The following is a 16,769-nucleotide window of genomic DNA, read 5'->3' as shown; positions in this document are numbered from 1 at the left end:
CGGTACGAATGAAAATTCAACTAGTGTTGCCGAATTGTGGAAACCACAGGCGGCAGAAAACAGTGCCCGGACCAGCGGCGCGGCTCCAGATAGAGCCCCGGCCGTAGGTCCGGGCAGAAATGTTGGGTATCGCGCGTTTAGTCGCGACGAGCCATTTTGGCCTCAATAGAATGCTGCGTGTGCGGTACTGCACGCAAGCGCTCCTTCGGGATCAGCTTGCCAGTACCAATGCAAACACCGTAGGTGCCGTTCTTGATGCGCACGAGAGCGTTTTCGAGCTGCTGGATGAACTTCATCTGGCGCGAAGCCAGCTGGTTCAGGCTTTCTTTCTCAGCCGTATCCGCACCATCTTCCAGCACCTTCGAGGAAGAAGCCGTGTTATCGGTACCCGAATCGTTTTTGCGGCTCAGCGTTTCTTTGATGAACGCTACTTCCTTGCGAGCAGCTGTGAGCTTGTCTTGAATGATTTGCTCAAATTCAGCCAGTTCTTCCCTGGAATAGCGTAGGGATTCGTCACTCATGTTGGTGCAGGGAGATTAGAGGGATAATAGGAAAAGTTAGCAACGACTGCAGGACAGCGTAATAGCCACTTGAGCTTCCAACAGCATGCTCAGAAAATTAGTTTAGGATTTCCTAAGCCGGTAGGTCAGTTGGCTGCATTGCGTATTCCAACACAGCATTTACGGCCGCAAAGCTACGGTTTTGTCGGTTATTGAGCTATAGTTCAGTCTGATTAGCCTTGTCAGTTGCTGACTACATGACAATGCTAACCGCACTGCGGAATAGTGTTGTGCTAGAAGCCAAGCATGTGAATAGCGGCAACAGCCCCTTCTACACCTTTATTGCCGTGCTTTCCGCCCGCCCGATCCCAGGCTTGTTCTAGTGTATTGGTGGTCACTAAGCCAAAGATTACCGGTTTGTTAAATTTCAGGCCTACGTTCGTAATGCCGCTGGCTACAGCGTGGCAGATGTAGTCATCGTGCTTGGTTTCCCCTTTGATGACTACTCCCAGGCAGATTACGGCATCAATCTCCTCGTGCTGGGCTAGCAGTTGTGCACCCAGAGTAAGCTCAAAGCTACCGGGCACCGTGTTACGGAAGATATTCTCGGGCTTGGCGCCATGCTTGATCAGGGTCTCGTATGCCCCGCGGGCCAAGGTGTCGGTAATCTCGCGGTTCCACTCGGCCACTACCAACCCGAAGCGCTTATCAGAAATATCGATGAAGTTATCGGAGGTGTAGTCGCTGAGGTTTTTCAGTGCGGTTGCCATGAAGTTCTTGAGTATATCAGGAGTGAAGTGGCCTAGCGCTCGAAAGAGTGCTCAGGCAATGAACTTAGTGTTGCCTACTTACTATTGAAGCTCTGCATTGTTTGAGCTGTGCCATTTATAAACAGAAAAGGTGGCCTAGGCCACCTTTTCTGTTTCTGGTGCGAAGGCTATGACTATTTACCAGCCATAGCCTCGTCACGGGCTTTGTATTGCTTAGCCTCGCCTGCCTCAGCAGCAGCGGGGTAATCATTCAGAATCTTGTCGTATGCCGTAATAGCACCATCGTAATCTTTAGCCAGCTCACGAGCGGTAGCTTCCTTCAGCAAGTAACCGGGCGAGAAGTACTCGTTGGCATTATGGTTAGCGGCCTTATTGTAGAAGTCAGCGGCCTCCTTCGGCTGGTTCAGCTCCAGGTGTGCATCACCCAGCAAAGCGTAAGCCCGAGCTTGTACCAGCAGGTCGTCAGAGCTGAAGTCTTCCAAGAAGTCTACCGCCTCTTTGTACTTGCCTTCTTTCAGAGCGGCCACGCCAGCATAGAAGTTAGCAAGGTTGCCGGCAGCCGTTCCGCTGTACTCCGAAGCCACACGCTCCAGACCCAGGTTGCGGCCGTCGCCTTTCATAGCTTTTTGCAGCGAGTCCGCCTCCCAGTAGCTTACTGCCCGGAACATGGCAGCCTGGCCTTTCTCATCCTGTGAAGACCGCCATAGGTAGTACCCAAAGGCACCAGCAACTGCCAGTATCACCACAGCCGCTAGGCCTAACAAGACGTTCTTGTTACGACGCAGGAAGTCCTCCGACTCAGCCAGGCGGATAGCCAGTGCGTCTGGGTCTTCCAGGAGCGGGTGCTCCGGGTTGTAGGCTTCGGCCGGCTGCAGAGGGTCCGAGGACACTACCTGCTGTTGCTGGCGAGCCTGGGGACTCTTGCCCGTAAAAGGAATCTTCGACATGGAATTAGCTCAAAAAGGCAGCTACGTGGGGCTGGTTAAATTTCCGCTGACTAGTCGCGGATGTAAGGATAGTCCTGCTGCACGTACACGTCTTTGTACAGCTCGTCGGCGGTAGGATACGGTGAGGTTTCAGCAAACTCAACTGACTCCTGAACCTGGGCCTTGATCTTCTCATCAATGGCAACCAGATCATCCTCCGTAGCCATGTTATTGGTCAGGATGGTGTGACGTACTGCTTCGATGGAGTCGCGGGAACGGTAATCCTCCAGTTCCTCTTTGGTGCGGTACTTGGCGGGGTCACTCATGGAGTGGCCTTTGTAACGATAGGTCTTGAACTCCAGGAACGTTGGGCCTTCACCAGCACGAGCACGCTCAGCGGCACGGGCTACGGCGTTGTGCACGTCTTCCACGTTCATGGCGTTCACCGGCTCCGACGGCATGTCGTAGCTCTCACCCAATGTATAGAGTTCGGTTACGTTGGAGGTACGCTGCACGGAGGTACCCATGGCGTAGCCGTTGTTCTCTACTACGAAGATCACGGGCAGCTTCCACAGCATAGCCATGTTGAAGGCTTCGTGCAGGGCACCTTGGCGCACAGCACCATCGCCCATGTAGCAGATGCAGAGGTTGCCGGTCTTGTTGTATTTCTCAGCGAAGGCAATGCCAGCTCCGAGTGGAACCTGACCGCCCACGATACCGTGGCCACCAATGAAGTTCACCTCCTTGTCGAAGATGTGCATTGAGCCACCTTTGCCTTTCGAGCAGCCGGTAGCTTTCGCGAACAACTCCGCCATTATGGCATTAGGCGAAGTACCCAAGGCCAGCGGATGCGCGTGGTCACGGTAGGCCGTAATCCACTTGTCATCTTTAGTCAAAGCCGATACGGCACCAGCTACGCAGGCCTCCTGGCCAATGTAGAGGTGGCAGAAGCCTTTGATCTTTTGCTGACCGTAGAGCTGTCCTGCCTTCTCTTCGAATTTGCGCATGAGCTGCATTTGCTCATACCACTGCAGGTAGGTCTCCTTCGGGAATTCGGGGTTGACCGGCGTAGTAGCCTTGGGGGCGCCGGTTGCGGCTTCTGCCTCAGCATTCGCTGGGGGCAATACCGGATCGGGCTGCTTCACCGTATCGGTGTCCTTAGAGGATGCAGCTTTAGGGGTCGACGATTTTTTCGTCGAATTGGAAGCCTTGGAGGCAGCCTTTACTTTCGTCTCCGCCATCTTGCTCTCGGTTGTTCGCGTTTGGGATGCGAAAGTACGTAAAAGGATTGCAATTCCGAACCGCGCATGATTCTAGAAAACCTGCATTTATTGTTCTTCAAGAACTACGACGAGGCAAACCTTTTACTCTCCCCCCACATCAATTGCTTTGTGGGCGACAACGGTAGTGGGAAGACCAACCTATTGGATGCCATCCATTACTTGTCGCTCACCAAAAGTGCGTTCACATCTTCTGATGCACAAAGCATAAAACAAGGAGAAGAGTTCTTTGTGGTGCGGGGCAAGTTCAAACTTTCTGATGAAGACAAAGGCGAGACTATTCAGTGCAGCCTCCGCACGGGTCAAAAGAAATCGGTCCTCCACGACAAGCAGGCCTACGATAGAATCTCCGACCACATCGGGCGCTTTCCAGTCGTACTCATCTCCCCGTACGACACGGACCTCATCCGGCAGGGCAGCGAGGAGCGGCGCAAGTACTTCGATAGTCTTATCTCCCAGCTCGACCACGAGTACCTGGAAGTTCTGATTAAGTACTCCCACCTGCTCAAGCAACGCAACTCCCTTCTTAAGCTGGCCACCGATCGGCAGGGTGGTTACGACCGCGACTACCTATTAGTACTGGATGAACAGCTGGCTCCGTTGGGCGAGCAACTAGCCCAGCGCCGGCAGGAGTTTCTACAGGAGTTCGAGCCCGTATTTCAGCGCCACTATGAGCAGCTGGCTGATGCCCGGGAGGTAGTCACGCTTACCTATAAGAGTGAGCTACCTGGTGCCGACTTCCTCAAGCTCCTCCGCCTGCAGGAGCGCAAAGACATTTCTCTGCAGCGCACCACGCTCGGCCCCCACCGCGACGATGTGACCTTTTTGATGGATGGCCTAGCGGTGAAGGGCTACGGCTCCCAGGGTCAGCAGAAGTCATTTGCCATTGCGCTTAAGCTGGCACAATTTGAGGTGCTTGCCGCCCGTAAGCAGCACAAGCCCCTACTCCTGCTCGACGACATCTTCGACCGCCTCGATGAGAAGCGGATAACTCGACTTATGCAACTCGTCGCGAACCAGACTTTCGGGCAGATCTTCCTTACCGATACCCACCTTGAGAGGACTGACCGTATTCTCTCCTCCCTATCAAATGATATCCGCCGGTTCCGGGTCGATTCGGGTAAAGTAGCGCTACTCTAGCTCGGCTTGGGGTTACCTTTGCACTAGCTCCGTTATCTACTGACAGGGGCCTGTTTCTTCGCGCGTTATTTTACTGAAATGGCTTTTAAAAAACCTTATTCACCTGAAAATTCCCGTCAGTCGGATATTGTCCCGCTGAAGGATGGTATTAAGGCTTTGCTGAAAGCATATCGGCTGCAGGGTAAGCTCAACGAGGTGGTGGTAGTATCGAGCTGGGAGCGGGTGATGGGCAAGGCCGTAGCCATGAAGACTCAGGAGGTATACGTCAGCCAGGGCAAGCTCTTTGTTCGCCTCTCTTCTGCCCCGCTTAAGCACGAGCTCTTCATGGCCAAGACTCGGGTCCTGGAAATCATCAATGCTGAAGTTGGAGAGGAAGTGATTAAGGAGGTGGTCTTCCTCTAGGCCTACCCCCTCCTGCTTAGCAACGTTCCGTCTGCTTTCCTGTGAGCAACTGGCTTACTTAGGATTGCTCTGAGCAGGATCTTCTCTTCTGCTACCCCTACTCATTATACAGAGGCACATCTGCTATTCATGCCTTGCCTGTGTGGGTCCGGCTGGGCCTGACGACTATAGTCAGCTCAACAGGAATGCATCATGATAAGGTTAGCTTATCTGATAATGCGCGCCGGGCTTATTATCCATTTGCCTTGGAGAGGACAAGAACCATTAGGTTATACACGCCTCCTTGTTGTGTCCTCTTACCCCTACTATCGCTCGTGAGTCCGTGGCCTTGCTAAACTACTCGGGCTGGTCAATGGCTCTCCCCTATTCTATCCTTCTTCCTCCTGCAGTACTTAGTACCCGAGCTGACACCGCTCTTGCTGCAAGAGGTGAAGCTGCTCCTCGGCGGCCAACTCAGTGCGGGCGTTATCGAACTGCTCCCGGTACTGGGCATTGAACTCGCGGCGCTTGATTGCCTCCAGAAAGCGGCGGGTATCCTCGGGGGTTTCCAGCAATAGCTCCGGCACTATGGTAGGCTTCCCGGCGTCGTCTTTAGCAACCATGGTGAAGTAGCTGGTGTTGGTGTGCTTCACCGTACCGGTGCGCACGTCTTCGGCAATCACCTTGATGCCTACTAGCAGGGAAGTCCGGCCTACGTAGTTCACGGAGGCCAGCAGTGAAACCAGCTCTCCTACTTCCACTGGCTGCAGAAAATTTACCCCGTCTACGCTTACCGTCACGCAGTAATTGCCGGCGTGTTTGGAGGCTGCTGCGTAGGCGACTTTGTCCATTAGCGAGAGCAGAATCCCACCGTGAATCTTACCGCCAAAGTTGGCATAAGAAGGGATCATCAACTCGGTAAGAGTAACGCGAGAATAAGACACCGGGCGCACGTCCGGGAGTACTGGATTAGCCATTAATGCAGCTTGAATTGGGAAGGGTAAGCAGCGGCCACTTAAGCCTGAATCTGGCTTTGGTACCGACGTGTTTTCTGCGGCGCAATATGCTTCATCGCTCCTCCACTACCAGCATCACCCCACTATCCTTCCCCTCTACTTTCTTTTCACCTTAGCCTCCCTACTAGCTGTGATTACAGCTGCTAATCATCACCCGTTAGAGGAAGTCAAAACAAATATGTTTCACGTGGAACAAATCTGTCACTTAGGACCATACACCCGTAACAGCAATTCATTGTAGGCCTCTAGTAGGGCAATGTATTTCGCTTGGAGGGCCAAAAGCTGCTTTGTAGGGTCTAATTCGGGGGCGGAGGGTGTAACAGACTTATGTGTTACACCTAATAGGGGCGCGGACGATACAGTAGGTGATACAACAGGTGTTACAAAAGGCAAAGCACCTTGTTGTAACACTGTAAAGTCTTGCGAAAAGTCGTGTCCGATAACTTCGCCCACTCGCTTTACGAAAGCGTAATCAAGTGTATCCTCCTTGAATTTACGGTAGATGGTTGGACGTGTAATACCCAGTTCCTCCACGATACGTGTGATGGAAATACCGCTGTTTTTAATGGCTTCCTGAAGTATTTCGCCTTGGTTTGGCATGTAAATAGGGTGTTACTTTTCGTAGTGTAAATATGTAAAAACTGTTTCAAACAGCCAAACACTTTTACGTAACACATAACACCTGTAACACTGTAAAACAAGAACACTGTTACATATGATACACGTTACACGTAACATAATATAACAATACACTGTCACATTACACAGTGTATCACTGTAACACATACAAGTGAAAAGCGGCTGAAACAGCTCATAGGAACCATTTCAGCCGCTTTTATAACTGGTTTACAAACCTTGTGTTGTCTTCATAGGCTAGTGCTAGCTACCCTAAGCGCTGTTGGCAGCACTAGGCTCTGATTATCGGAGATGAGATACTTAGTTGTAACGCTCTGAGCACGCAAGGGCAGCCTACCGCAAAGCCAAAAGCACATCCGGATAGTCGGTTGTTATACCGGCTGGCTGGAGCGCCAGAGTGCGGCGCATGTCCTCGGGTTGGTTCACCGTCCAGGGTACAAATGCTACTCCCTGTTCCCGCAAAAAATCAGCTAGGCCAGGGGTGAGCAACGGGTAGTGCATGCCATACACGGCGGGCAAAAATCCGAGCTCCTGAAGGTGGTCTTGAGCGGGTAGTTCATCCTCTACCAACAGACACAGCGGAAGCCCGGGAGCTTGTTGCCGGGCCACCTGCAGCACCCGCTTATCGAAGCATAAAAGTGTAGTCCTCTCCCCTACCTGCGCAATGGAAATCTCGGAGAGTACAAGCGCGAGAAAGTCGGCGGGTGCGGGATGGAAAATGCCGTCGCTGGCGGGTGAGCTTTTTATCTCGATGCTGTAATGTACCGGCGGCCGCCCAAGCTTCTGCGCATAGCGTTCCGCCTCCTGCAGCACCTCACGGAGCAGTGGTTTATAGGCCGGCTCCGGCTGCTGCTCCGGGAAGCCAGGGTGCCGAGAAAGGCCGCAATCGTACTGCCGAATAACCGCGTAAGGAAGCTCATAGAGATTGTGCTGCCGCTCAGTGGCTGCCTCAATGGGCTGGCCCTGGGGCGTGCGGCAAATAGCCGCCGAAAACCATGGCTCATGTGAGACAACCACCTGCCGATCGGCGGAGATGACAACATCTAGCTCCAACACATCAACGCCCAAGGCCAGCGCGTACCGGAAGGCCGGGAGGGTATTTTCGGGGCGTAAGCCACGGCAGCCACGATGGCCATGAATAGCCGGAAAAGTTCTTTCAGTCATGGAGCAAGGAATAAAACGGGCTTGTTATACGTAGGTAGGAAGGTAGGCCTCCATAGCACCACAAGCAGCTTTAGCCGCTATCCTACCTTTGTATTACTCCTTACTTCCCCTTAGAGTACCCACATGAAAAGAATAATCATCCTGCTCGTATTAGCTGGCCTAGCCGTAGCGGGCTACTTATACTACCGTAGCCTGAGTACTGGCCCAACCTACTCACTCATGCAAGCGGCAAAGGCCACCCAAAGCCATAACATGGCCGAGTTTGAGCGCTACGTGGACGTAAAAAGCGTAGCAGGCAACATGATTGATCAACTGGTTGAGCAGAGTGAGGTGTTAGACAACTTCGTGCCACGCAGTTTTGCGCTCAGAACAACTCTGCCTCTGCTGAAGCCCCAGCTCACGGAAGCGGCACGCAAGGAGGTACAACGCTACATAGAGACCGGCTCGATAGAAGCATCAGGCCAAGCCCAAGCTGGAGGCATTTTGCAGATGCCAGTACTAGGAGTAGTTGGCGCAGTGGCAGGCCCTGGAAGCCAGTTCAAAGGCATTAAGTATACGCGCGAGCAGGGCGACCAAGCTATCATTGGCTTAGAGGTTAGTCAGCCCCGGTATGACACTACTTTAGTGATAGATGTGAAAATGCGCCAGCAAGGTGACCATTGGCAGGCTACTGAAATTGCCAACGCTGGAGCACTGGTCAAAAGCATTGCTCGCCTTGAGAAGCAGCGGTTACACACCCGAAACTAGAGTTGCTAATGCAAACAAAAAGGCCCGATGCACTTAGATGCACCGGGCCTTTTTTATGGGTTGTCTGGTAACCTTAGGACGCTTTACCGCGACCAGCGAAGAGGTAGTAAATAATCAGACCACCCAGCGGGAAGAAGAAAATAATAGCAGCCCACAGAATCTTCTTGCCAATTGACCACGGCTGACGGAAAACGTCAAACAGAGCCAGTACATCGAGGGCAAGCAGAACGTAGCCCCAGGTAGCTAGGCCACCGTTGGCGTTGTAGCGGCTGCAGGAAGACATCACGAGCGTCAGTGCGAGCAAAGGCGTAGTGAAAGCAAGTCGGGTGATATAAGGTGCGAGTTTGTTCATGATTGAAGAGAGTAGTTGAAAAGGGATTTCAGACTCTCTTTACGCGCATTCCGCTAAATGGATATCTATCAATCTATATATTTGCACACATACTATTGATAGTCAATAAGTTAACTTAAAAATCCTCGAATTTGGTCCCAGAAAAACGGACCAGCCTTGGGAACTAGGATCAGCGTGACTACCAAACCATATAAAGCACCATAGAAGTGCGCATCATGGTTGATGTTATCGCCGCGACGACGACCCATGTAGTAGGAATAGGCCAGGTAGAGAAAGCCGAAGATGAAGCCTGGAATGCCGAGGCTGGGTGGCAATGGGAACACGCCAATCTTGTTGGTAGGCGCAAATAGTATAGCCGAGAAGATAACCGACGCTACTCCACCCGAGGCCCCCAGGCTACGATAGTTGGGGTCGTTGCGGTGGCGGAGGTACGTGGGAATATCAGAGACGATGATGCCACCGATATAGAGCAACAAGAAGTACAGGATGCCGGTAGTGATACCGAAGAAGTTCACGAAGACCTGTTCTACAATCTGGCTGAAGGAATAAAACGCCAGCATGTTGAAGAGCAAGTGGCCGAAGTCGGCGTGCAGGAAACCGGAGGTGATGAAGCGGTACCACTCGTTGCGGCGGCGCACTTCGTAGGGGCTGAGGATCCAGCTGTCCATCAGCTCCTGATTAGACCAGGCATACATGGAGATACCACAGGTGAGGGCCACCAGTACCAGCGTGGGGCTTAGATTAAGCATGGAGATTTCGTTGTTGATTGTTAGTTGTCGGTAGTTGATTGGTTGGGGACAGCTAACAACTGACAACCCGCAATCAACAACCCAAAAGACTACTGCTCGCGGTCCATGAGTTGGAGGGCAAGCTGCTGCAGAGGCTTTTTGCGCTCTGCGGGGGCCGCCACGCGCTCCAAGTGCTGCAAGGCATTCTGGAAGTAGGTATTGATGAGAGCTTCCGTCTGAGGGCGTATTTCGAGCTCATCGTAGATAGCACGCACGGCTTGCACCTTGGCCTCAGCATCCGTGACGGGCTGGCCTACGTGTTGGGCTAAGGTCGCCTGCTGAGCAGCGTTGGCCTGAGCCTGGGCGGTGAGCAGCAGAAAGGTCTTTTTGTCGGAGACGATATCACCGCCCACGCGCTTGCCGAAGGTGGCCGCGTCGCCGTACACGTCCAGTAGGTCGTCGCGCAGTTGAAAGGCTAGGCCGATATCCGTTCCGAACTGGCGCAGGTGGTCGGCATCCTCTTGGGAAGCGCCGCCCAGCAGGGCGCCCAGCTCCAGGGCAAAGCCAAGGAGCACGGCCGTTTTCAGGCGAATCATGTCGAGGTACTGGGCAATGGTTACCTCGGTTTCTGTCTCGAAGTTCATGTCCCACTGCTGGCCCTCGCAGACCTCGGCGGCGGTTTGGGAGAAGCGGCGCAGCACGTAGGCCAGTAGCTCGGGCTTCACGTCTAGGAATAGCTCGTAGGCGCGCACCAGCATCACGTCGCCGGAGAGAATGGCCACGTTGGGGTTCCACTTCTCGTGCACGGTGGCTTTGCCCCGACGTAGGGGCGCCTGGTCCATTAGGTCATCGTGGAGGAGGGTGAAGTTATGGAAGACCTCGGTAGCCAAGGCCGGCTTGAGTACGGGGTCTAGGTCGTCGGTAAACAGATGGGCACCCAGCAGTGTGAGCAAAGGACGAATGCGCTTGCCCCCAAGGGCCATGATGTAGCGAATGGGCTCGTAGAGCGCGTCGGGCGCTTCGCCGTAGCGTAGCTGGCCTAGGCCAGTATTGAGGCGGTCGGTAAGTTGGGACAGGTCCACAGAAACGGGTATGGTTCGAAGGGGAAAGGTACGGAGGAGTCGGTTGGGATGGATGAGTGTCCTAGGCCAGTAGGTAGGCTACTAAGCAGACAAGCTGCTCATGGGAGAAGTTGTTATCTTCCACACAACGCTATTATCCGCGAATCCATGTTTATCCCATGAGTACTATGCGCTGTGTAGCTATCCTGAGTTGCCTGCTTCTATCTACCGGAGCTGCTGCTCAGAACTCTTACAACTGGTGGGATGCCCATAAGCCGGCCCCCGTTACTACTCCGCCTCGACCTAAGAGTACCACCTCTGCGGCCCCTAAACTAACCGAGTCGAAGCAGGAGGTTATCCTGCCCGACTCAGCAGCTCTGACTACCGGTGGCTATGTGTATGCAGAGCAAGTGCCGGTCTTCCCTGGCGGACAAGCAGCCCTTGCAAAAGCCATCCAGAAAACCCTGAAGTGGCCGTCCGGCCCAAAGCAGCACGTGCGGGTATTCGTGCATTTTACTGTACTCCCTTCCGGTGATATTACCGACGTTTGGGTAGCGCCGGGCCGTGGCATTAGCGACGCGTATGATGCCGCCGCAGTAGCGTGCGTCAGTCGGCTTCCCAAGTTTTCGCCTGGTCAGAAGAACGGTAAACCAGTAGCTGTTGCTACCACGGTTCCAGTAGATCTTCCCTGATAGCCGGTAATGATTCAGATGCAAAAAGCCCTTACCTCCTAAGTGGAAGTAAGGGCTTTTGTTTGTTCAAGGCTTCGTGCAACGACAAGGAAAGATTAGCGGCGCTGTCCTGCGGGTGCTTCGTCCTTCGTCCTCGCAATTGCAGGCCTAGGCCACCACGAGAGGTGGCCTAGCTGCGCTTGCTGCCTTTGCCGCCGGGACGGCCGCCACCGTTGCGCTCAGGGCGGTAGCCGCGGGGCTTGCTGCCCTGGCGGCGGTCCTCCTGCTCACGGCGCTTCACGTGGTCGGGGCGCTCGTCTACCAACTCGAAGTCGATGGTACGGTCTAGCAGGTTGGCAGCTTTTACCACCACCTGCATCTCGTCGCCGAACTGGATAATGCGCTTCGTGTTCTTGCCTACGATGCGGTAATTGTCACGGTCCAGCTCGAAGAAGTCGCCGGGAATCTCGCTGAGGCGAACCATGCCTTCGCACTTGTTCTCCTCGATTTCCACGTACAGCCCGCGCTCCGTGAGGCCCGACACCACGCCGGTGAATGTCTCGCCGATAACGTCCGACATGAACTCCACCTGCTTGTACTTGATGCTGGCACGCTCGGCGGTGGCCGCTAGTTTCTCCCGCTCCGAGGAGTGCTTGCACTCTTCTTCCACGGGACCCACTTCCACATTCTTGCCGCCCTCCAGATAGTGCTCCAGGAGGCGATGCGCCATCATGTCGGGGTAGCGCCGGATGGGCGAGGTGAAGTGCGAATAGTGGTCGAAGGCCAGACCGAAGTGGCCTAGGGGCTCGGTGGTATAAATGGCCTTGCTCATGGTGCGCACGGCCAGCGTCTGGATGACGTTCTGCTCCGGGCGACCCATCACTTCCTCCGACAAATCGTTGAGCTCGGTGCTCAGCTTTTTGGGGTTGGTGAGGTCGAGGTTGTGGCCAAACTTCTTCGCGAAGAGGGCGAAGTTCTGGAGGCGGTCGGGGTCCGGGGCTTCGTGCACGCGGTACACCATAGTGAAGCGCGGCTTGCGATTCTTGAGCTTAAACACGAACTCGGCCACCTTGCGGTTGGCCAGCAGCATGAACTCCTCAATCATCTTGTGGGCGTCCTTGCGCTCCTTCACATACACGCCCAGCGGCTTGCCATTCTCATCCAGCTTGAACTTCACCTCCTGGGTTTCGAAGCTAATAGCACCCTGCTTGAAGCGGGCTGCGCAGAGCTTCTTGGCGATGCTGTTCATCAGCTGAATCTCGGCGGTGTAGTCGGCTTCCAGTCCTTCGATACGCTCCTGCGCTTCTTCGTACGCGAAGCGGCGGTCGGAGTGAATGATGGTTTTACCGAACCAGGAGTTGTAGAGCTTCCCGTTCTCATCGAGCTCAAACACGGCCGAGAAAGTCAGCTTGTCTTCGTTCGGGCGCAGGGAGCAGAGACCGTTGGAGAGGCGCTCAGGCAGCATAGGAATCACGCGGTCGACGAGATACACGGAGGTAGCTCGGTACTTGGCCTCGCGCTCCAGCTCCATGCCGGGGCGCACGTAGTGCGTTACGTCGGCGATGTGCACGCCAATCTCCCAGTGGTCGTTCTCCAGCTTCCGGATAGACAGGGCATCGTCGAAGTCCTTGGCGTCGGCGGGGTCGATGGTGAACGTGGTGATGTCGCGGAAGTCGCGGCGGCGCTCAATCTCGCTCTGAGGTATCACCTCAGAGATGGATTCCGACTCGGCTTCTACGTCCGTGGGGAACTCGAAGGGCAGTCCGAACTCGGCCATGATGGCGTTGATCTCGGCCTCGTTTTCGCCGGCCTGTCCGAAGCTGCGGACCACCTCGCCCACCGGCGTGCGGCCTTCGCTGACCTCCGGAAACTCGGTGATGCGCACCAGCACTTTCTCGCCGTGGTTGGCGCCGTGCAGGTTCTCGAACGGCACGAACACGTCGAAGTAGAGCTTGCGGCTATCGGGCTTCACGAAGCCGATGCCACCCTGCACAAACAGGCGGCCCACTACCTCGGGGCGCACACGGTTTACTACTTCCACCACGTCGCCGACGGGGCGGCCATCGCGGGAGCCGCGCAGGCGCAGACGCACAGTGTCGCCGTGCATGGCAAACTTCAGGCGGTCCGTGAACACGCGCACATCGGTCTCGCTCTCCTCACTAATGACGAAAGCAAACTGGTCGGTGGCCAAGGATACGGTACCCGTAATGGTCTGGGCATCGCTCTCCCGACCGGGACGGCGACGCGTGTCGGGCTCGTCGGCATCGGGGAAGTCGAAACCAGCTTCGCGGCGACGGTGCACCACGGGGTCTTGGCCAAACTCCGTCTCGATGGGACGGCCACTGCGACGGGTAGGCACCGGCGTATTCTCGGGGTTGCGCGCCCGCCGGCTGCTGGCCGGAGCGGTGGCAAACTCGGTAGTGCCGGGGTCCGTGAGGCGGTACTCGTCGTTCTGGAGGAGGGTAATCAGGCCTGCTTTCTTGAGGGCTTTGAGGTGGTCAAAAATCTCCTCGCGCTGCTGCTTGGTTGTTACGCCAAGGCGGCGGGAGAGCTGGCGGTAGGCCAGTACTTTGGTGGGGTTGTCGCGGAAGATCCGAAACACGAGGTCTTTGGATACCGATGCGGCAGCGGTGGCTTCTTCGCCACGGGCCGCCTTCGCGCGAGGTGCGCGGGGGGCGGCGGATTCGTCTTTTCTTTTCATCAGAAAATAAGAGCCGCCAGTGGTTGTCTTTTTCGCAGGCGGCGGGGTTGATATGAGGAAGGCTGGTAGTAATACGAGGCCTTCCGGGGTAAGGGTACTGAGGCGCTAAACTGCGCTTCTGAGAGATGATACGGAATATATCGGCAAATAACTATTTCCGCCGGTAGGGGGAAGGTTATGGTTGAGTTACGCGGGTGTGGGCAAGTGTTACGGTTGCCCGGTTATAGAGACGCGACACTTCGCGTCTCGGTATTGCTGATGTTGTTTAGCTAGCCCCGTTCTAGGCTAGTAATTTTGACGCCGAGACGCGAACCGGAGGTCGGCAGAGCCAAGTGTCGCGTCTCGACAATCGTTCTTGCCTCAGCGCGCGAGATCCTTCGACTGCGCTCAAGATGACGTTCTGGGTTTGACTTAACGTTGACTCCTGCTGGGCCACTCCTGCCTATGCCCGACTAGCTACGGCTGCCCGAATGTCCGAGGGCTCGTCCTTCGGGATGGCGGCCAGCAGCTGCTGAGTGTACTCGTGTTGCGGGTTGGCGTAGACCTCGGCCGCTAGGCCACTCTCTACAATCTGTCCCTGGCGCATAACCAGCAAACGGTCCGACATGAAGCGGGCCACGGAGAGGTCGTGAGTGATGAAGAGGTAGGTGATGCCGAACTCGCGTTTGAGGTCGTTGAGTAGGTTGAGCACCTGGGCCTGCACCGATACGTCGAGGGCCGAAACCGACTCGTCGCAGATGATGCACTTGGGTTGGAGCGCCAGGGCCCGCGCAATACAAATGCGCTGGCGCTGTCCGCCACTGAACTCATGCGGGTAGCGGAGGTAGTGCTCTTCCCGGAGGCCTACGGTGCGGAGCAGCTCCAGCACGCGGGCCTTCTGCTGCTGGCGGGTGCCGCCTACACCGTGCACTTGCATGGGCTCCTGGATGGCCTCGCCCACCGTCAGCATAGGATTGAGGGCAGCATAAGGATCCTGGAAGATCATCTGAAACTCGCGGCGGCGGCGGCGGAGCTCCCCGGCTGGGAGATTGGCCAAATCCACTCCTTCAAACAGAATACTACCCGAGGTTGGTTCCACTAGGCGCAAGAGCGTCCGGCCTAGCGTGGTCTTGCCGCAGCCCGACTCGCCCACCAGCCCGACAGTTTCACCGGGGTAAATGTCGAAGCTCACCCCGTCCACGGCGCGCACGTACTCGGTGGTGCGGTTGAAGAAGCCCTTGCGGATGGGGAAGTGCACATTCAGGTCGCGCACCTCTAAGAGTGGCCTAGCACCGGTAGCTGATCCCGCCGAGGCTGCGGTGGCTTCGTAGGCCACTGCTGGCTCCGAGGCTACCGTACTTGGCACGTCTATCTCCGAAACAGCGTCTACCCCTACACTGGGTGTTTCCAGCAACGGCTGCCCAGATTCTAAGCTAGGTGCTGTTTCCAGGCCAAAAAGTGGCGTTTCGGGGCGTGAAACAGGATGTTCCACGGGGAACGTTTTGGTGGTTTCAATGCCATTTTGAGAGGCTACACCACCTGCTTCACCAATTTCATTAGCAAGCAGTTGCGTAGGGGCAGTTTCAGTAGCAATAAAGCCTCCATCGGCCGTTTCACGCATGAAATCGGCTACTACCGGTAATCTTTTTTTGCCAACCGATAATTTTGGGCGGCAGGCCAACAAGCCCTTTGTGTAGGGATGCTGAGGGTTGGTGAAGATGTCTAGCACCGGCCCCTGCTCCACTACCCGGCCGCGGTACATTACCATGATGCGGTCGGCTATTTCCGCTACCACGCCTAAGTCGTGGGTGATGAAGATGACCGCAGTGTTGTGCTGCCGGCGCAGGTCGTCGATGAGGTGGAGCATGCGGGCCTGCACCGTCACGTCGAGGGCAGTGGTGGGCTCGTCGGCGATGAGGATGGCTGGGTTGCAGGCCATGGCCATGGCAATCATTACGCGCTGCTTCTGGCCGCCGCTGATTTCGTGGGGGTAGCTGCTGAAGATCTTTTCGGGGCGCGGTAGCTGGGCCATGCGGAACAGCTCCACGGTGCGGGCCTCGGCTTCTTTGGCACTGAGGGTGGTGTGCAGGCGCAGGGCCTCCACCACTTGGCTGCCGCAGGTATACACGGGGTTCAGCGAGGTCATGGGCTCCTGGAAGATCATCCCGATGTCGTTGCCGCGCACCTGCTGCAGCTGCTCCTCGGAGAGCTTGAGCAGGTCCACCTCCCCTAGCGCCTCCGACTGAAACCGCGCCTCGCCCGACGTAATGCGGCCGGGCGGCAGCGGAATCAGCCCCATCAAGGCCAGCGAGGTCACAGACTTGCCTGAGCCCGACTCGCCCACAATGGCCAGCGTCTCGCCCCGCCGCAGATCAAACGAAATGTTCTCCACGGCCCGCGTGTCGCCGCGGTGGCTGGAGAAGTCGATGGTCAGGTTACGAACGGAAAGAATGGGCTGGGACACGGCAACGAGGGACGAGGCGGAAAAAAGTAAAGATAGGCAGGCGGGCAGTAGCTTGCGGCGCAAGTCTACCGTATGTCATTTCGAGCGCAGCGAGGAATCTGGAGACAGGCCTAGAGCCTTAAAAGCTGTTCAGGAAGTTGAAAAAGACCGTCATGCTGAGCTTGCCGAAGCATCTCTACCTCTGGCTAGCTACTGGCCTAGGCCTCTGCAACGAAGCAGTAGAGATGCTTCGACAAGCTCAGCATGACAGTCT

The 16,769-nt window shown here is 55.6% G+C and carries 16 protein-coding genes; 4 read left to right on the top strand and 12 right to left on the bottom strand.

Annotated features, from left to right (window positions below; genetic code table 11):
• Nucleotides 1-137: 137 nt before the first annotated feature.
• The 4 genes from EU557_RS22205 to pdhA all read right to left on the bottom strand — a co-directional run bounded on the left by EU557_RS22205 (nt 138) and on the right by pdhA (nt 3,437).
• Nucleotides 138-521: a TraR/DksA family transcriptional regulator gene (locus EU557_RS22205; protein ID WP_135429831.1), complete on the bottom strand. Its 384-nt coding sequence runs from the start codon at nt 519-521 to the stop codon at nt 138-140.
• Between the two features lie 272 nt (nt 522-793).
• Nucleotides 794-1,270: a 6,7-dimethyl-8-ribityllumazine synthase gene (ribH, locus tag EU557_RS22200; protein ID WP_135429833.1), complete on the bottom strand. Its 477-nt coding sequence runs from the start codon at nt 1,268-1,270 to the stop codon at nt 794-796.
• 173 nt (nt 1,271-1,443) lie between these two features.
• Entirely contained in the window at nt 1,444-2,217 is a 774-nt protein-coding gene (locus EU557_RS22195) for a tetratricopeptide repeat protein (RefSeq protein WP_135532673.1), read from the bottom strand.
• A 50-nt stretch (nt 2,218-2,267) separates the two neighbouring features.
• Nucleotides 2,268-3,437 (bottom strand): pyruvate dehydrogenase (acetyl-transferring) E1 component subunit alpha, encoded by a 1,170-nt coding sequence (gene pdhA / locus EU557_RS22190; RefSeq protein ID WP_135532672.1) that lies wholly within the window; start codon nt 3,435-3,437, stop codon nt 2,268-2,270.
• Nucleotides 3,438-3,503: 66 nt separating this feature from the next.
• Here pdhA and recF point away from each other — a divergent pair, with 66 nt between their 5' ends.
• Complete coding sequence (recF, locus tag EU557_RS22185) at nt 3,504-4,616, top strand: DNA replication/repair protein RecF (RefSeq protein WP_135532671.1); 1,113 nt, start codon at nt 3,504-3,506, stop codon at nt 4,614-4,616.
• Between the two features lie 78 nt (nt 4,617-4,694).
• Nucleotides 4,695-5,018, top strand: a complete 324-nt coding sequence (locus tag EU557_RS22180) for a DciA family protein (protein ID WP_135429841.1) — start codon at nt 4,695-4,697, stop codon at nt 5,016-5,018.
• Nucleotides 5,019-5,410: 392 nt separating this feature from the next.
• On the opposite strand, the gene EU557_RS22175 is transcribed toward EU557_RS22180, so the two are convergent.
• The 3 genes from EU557_RS22175 to EU557_RS22165 all read right to left on the bottom strand — a co-directional run bounded on the left by EU557_RS22175 (nt 5,411) and on the right by EU557_RS22165 (nt 7,813).
• The gene (locus EU557_RS22175; RefSeq protein ID WP_245326356.1) at nt 5,411-5,974 is read right to left on the bottom strand and encodes an acyl-CoA thioesterase; all 564 of its coding nucleotides are present in this window, start codon (nt 5,972-5,974) and stop codon (nt 5,411-5,413) included.
• Between the two features lie 240 nt (nt 5,975-6,214).
• Nucleotides 6,215-6,613 carry a helix-turn-helix domain-containing protein gene (locus EU557_RS22170; RefSeq protein WP_135532670.1) on the bottom strand — a complete coding sequence of 133 codons (399 nt, stop codon included), beginning with the start codon at nt 6,611-6,613 and terminating at the stop codon, nt 6,215-6,217.
• Nucleotides 6,614-6,982: 369 nt separating this feature from the next.
• Nucleotides 6,983-7,813 carry a glycerophosphodiester phosphodiesterase family protein gene (locus tag EU557_RS22165; RefSeq protein WP_135532669.1) on the bottom strand — a complete coding sequence of 277 codons (831 nt, stop codon included), beginning with the start codon at nt 7,811-7,813 and terminating at the stop codon, nt 6,983-6,985.
• 123 nt (nt 7,814-7,936) lie between these two features.
• Here EU557_RS22165 and EU557_RS22160 point away from each other — a divergent pair, with 123 nt between their 5' ends.
• Complete coding sequence (locus EU557_RS22160; RefSeq protein ID WP_135532668.1) at nt 7,937-8,560, top strand: DUF2939 domain-containing protein; 624 nt, start codon at nt 7,937-7,939, stop codon at nt 8,558-8,560.
• A gap of 73 nt (nt 8,561-8,633) precedes the next feature.
• On the opposite strand, the gene EU557_RS22155 is transcribed toward EU557_RS22160, so the two are convergent.
• From EU557_RS22155 to EU557_RS22145, 3 genes are all read right to left on the bottom strand, one after another.
• A complete protein-coding gene (locus EU557_RS22155; RefSeq protein ID WP_135532667.1) occupies nt 8,634-8,912 on the bottom strand; it encodes a PLD nuclease N-terminal domain-containing protein in 279 nt (92 codons plus the stop codon).
• Nucleotides 8,913-9,022: 110 nt separating this feature from the next.
• Nucleotides 9,023-9,661, bottom strand: coding sequence for a rhomboid family intramembrane serine protease (locus EU557_RS22150; protein ID WP_135532666.1), 639 nt, complete (start codon nt 9,659-9,661; stop codon nt 9,023-9,025).
• Between the two features lie 89 nt (nt 9,662-9,750).
• A complete protein-coding gene (locus tag EU557_RS22145; RefSeq protein ID WP_135532665.1) occupies nt 9,751-10,722 on the bottom strand; it encodes a polyprenyl synthetase family protein in 972 nt (323 codons plus the stop codon).
• Between the two features lie 158 nt (nt 10,723-10,880).
• On the opposite strand from EU557_RS22145, the gene EU557_RS22140 reads away from it, so the two are divergent.
• The gene (locus tag EU557_RS22140; RefSeq protein ID WP_135532664.1) at nt 10,881-11,393 is read left to right on the top strand and encodes an energy transducer TonB; all 513 of its coding nucleotides are present in this window, start codon (nt 10,881-10,883) and stop codon (nt 11,391-11,393) included.
• A 169-nt stretch (nt 11,394-11,562) separates the two neighbouring features.
• On the opposite strand, the gene rnr is transcribed toward EU557_RS22140, so the two are convergent.
• Complete coding sequence (rnr, locus tag EU557_RS22135; protein WP_135532663.1) at nt 11,563-14,073, bottom strand: ribonuclease R; 2,511 nt, start codon at nt 14,071-14,073, stop codon at nt 11,563-11,565.
• Between the two features lie 442 nt (nt 14,074-14,515).
• Complete coding sequence (locus EU557_RS22130) at nt 14,516-16,516, bottom strand: ABC transporter ATP-binding protein (protein WP_135532662.1); 2,001 nt, start codon at nt 16,514-16,516, stop codon at nt 14,516-14,518.
• Nucleotides 16,517-16,769 lie beyond the last annotated feature (253 nt).

Source organism: Hymenobacter wooponensis (genome assembly GCF_004745865.1).
Classification (GTDB): Bacteria; Bacteroidota; Bacteroidia; order Cytophagales; family Hymenobacteraceae; genus Hymenobacter; species Hymenobacter wooponensis.
The sequence above is the reverse complement of the archived record's forward strand: the minus strand, read 5'-3'. Positions and strand labels throughout refer to the sequence as shown.

Bases quoted from the DNA above. Each gene is read 5' to 3' on its own strand.
- EU557_RS22160 (WP_135532668.1), top strand. From the start codon at position 7,937: ATGAAAAGAATAATCATCCTGCTCGTATTAGCTGGCCTAGCCGTAGCG.
- rnr (WP_135532663.1), bottom strand. From the start codon at position 14,073: ATGAAAAGAAAAGACGAATCCGCCGCCCCCCGCGCACCTCGCGCGAAG.
- pdhA (WP_135532672.1), bottom strand. From the start codon at position 3,437: ATGGCGGAGACGAAAGTAAAGGCTGCCTCCAAGGCTTCCAATTCGACG.
- EU557_RS22150 (WP_135532666.1), bottom strand. From the start codon at position 9,661: ATGCTTAATCTAAGCCCCACGCTGGTACTGGTGGCCCTCACCTGTGGT.
- EU557_RS22195 (WP_135532673.1), bottom strand. From the start codon at position 2,217: ATGTCGAAGATTCCTTTTACGGGCAAGAGTCCCCAGGCTCGCCAGCAA.
- EU557_RS22155 (WP_135532667.1), bottom strand. From the start codon at position 8,912: ATGAACAAACTCGCACCTTATATCACCCGACTTGCTTTCACTACGCCT.
- ribH (WP_135429833.1), bottom strand. From the start codon at position 1,270: ATGGCAACCGCACTGAAAAACCTCAGCGACTACACCTCCGATAACTTC.
- recF (WP_135532671.1), top strand. From the start codon at position 3,504: ATGATTCTAGAAAACCTGCATTTATTGTTCTTCAAGAACTACGACGAG.
- EU557_RS22205 (WP_135429831.1), bottom strand. From the start codon at position 521: ATGAGTGACGAATCCCTACGCTATTCCAGGGAAGAACTGGCTGAATTT.
- EU557_RS22180 (WP_135429841.1), top strand. From the start codon at position 4,695: ATGGCTTTTAAAAAACCTTATTCACCTGAAAATTCCCGTCAGTCGGAT.
- EU557_RS22140 (WP_135532664.1), top strand. From the start codon at position 10,881: ATGAGTACTATGCGCTGTGTAGCTATCCTGAGTTGCCTGCTTCTATCT.
- EU557_RS22175 (WP_245326356.1), bottom strand. From the start codon at position 5,974: ATGGCTAATCCAGTACTCCCGGACGTGCGCCCGGTGTCTTATTCTCGC.
- EU557_RS22170 (WP_135532670.1), bottom strand. From the start codon at position 6,613: ATGCCAAACCAAGGCGAAATACTTCAGGAAGCCATTAAAAACAGCGGT.
- EU557_RS22165 (WP_135532669.1), bottom strand. From the start codon at position 7,813: ATGACTGAAAGAACTTTTCCGGCTATTCATGGCCATCGTGGCTGCCGT.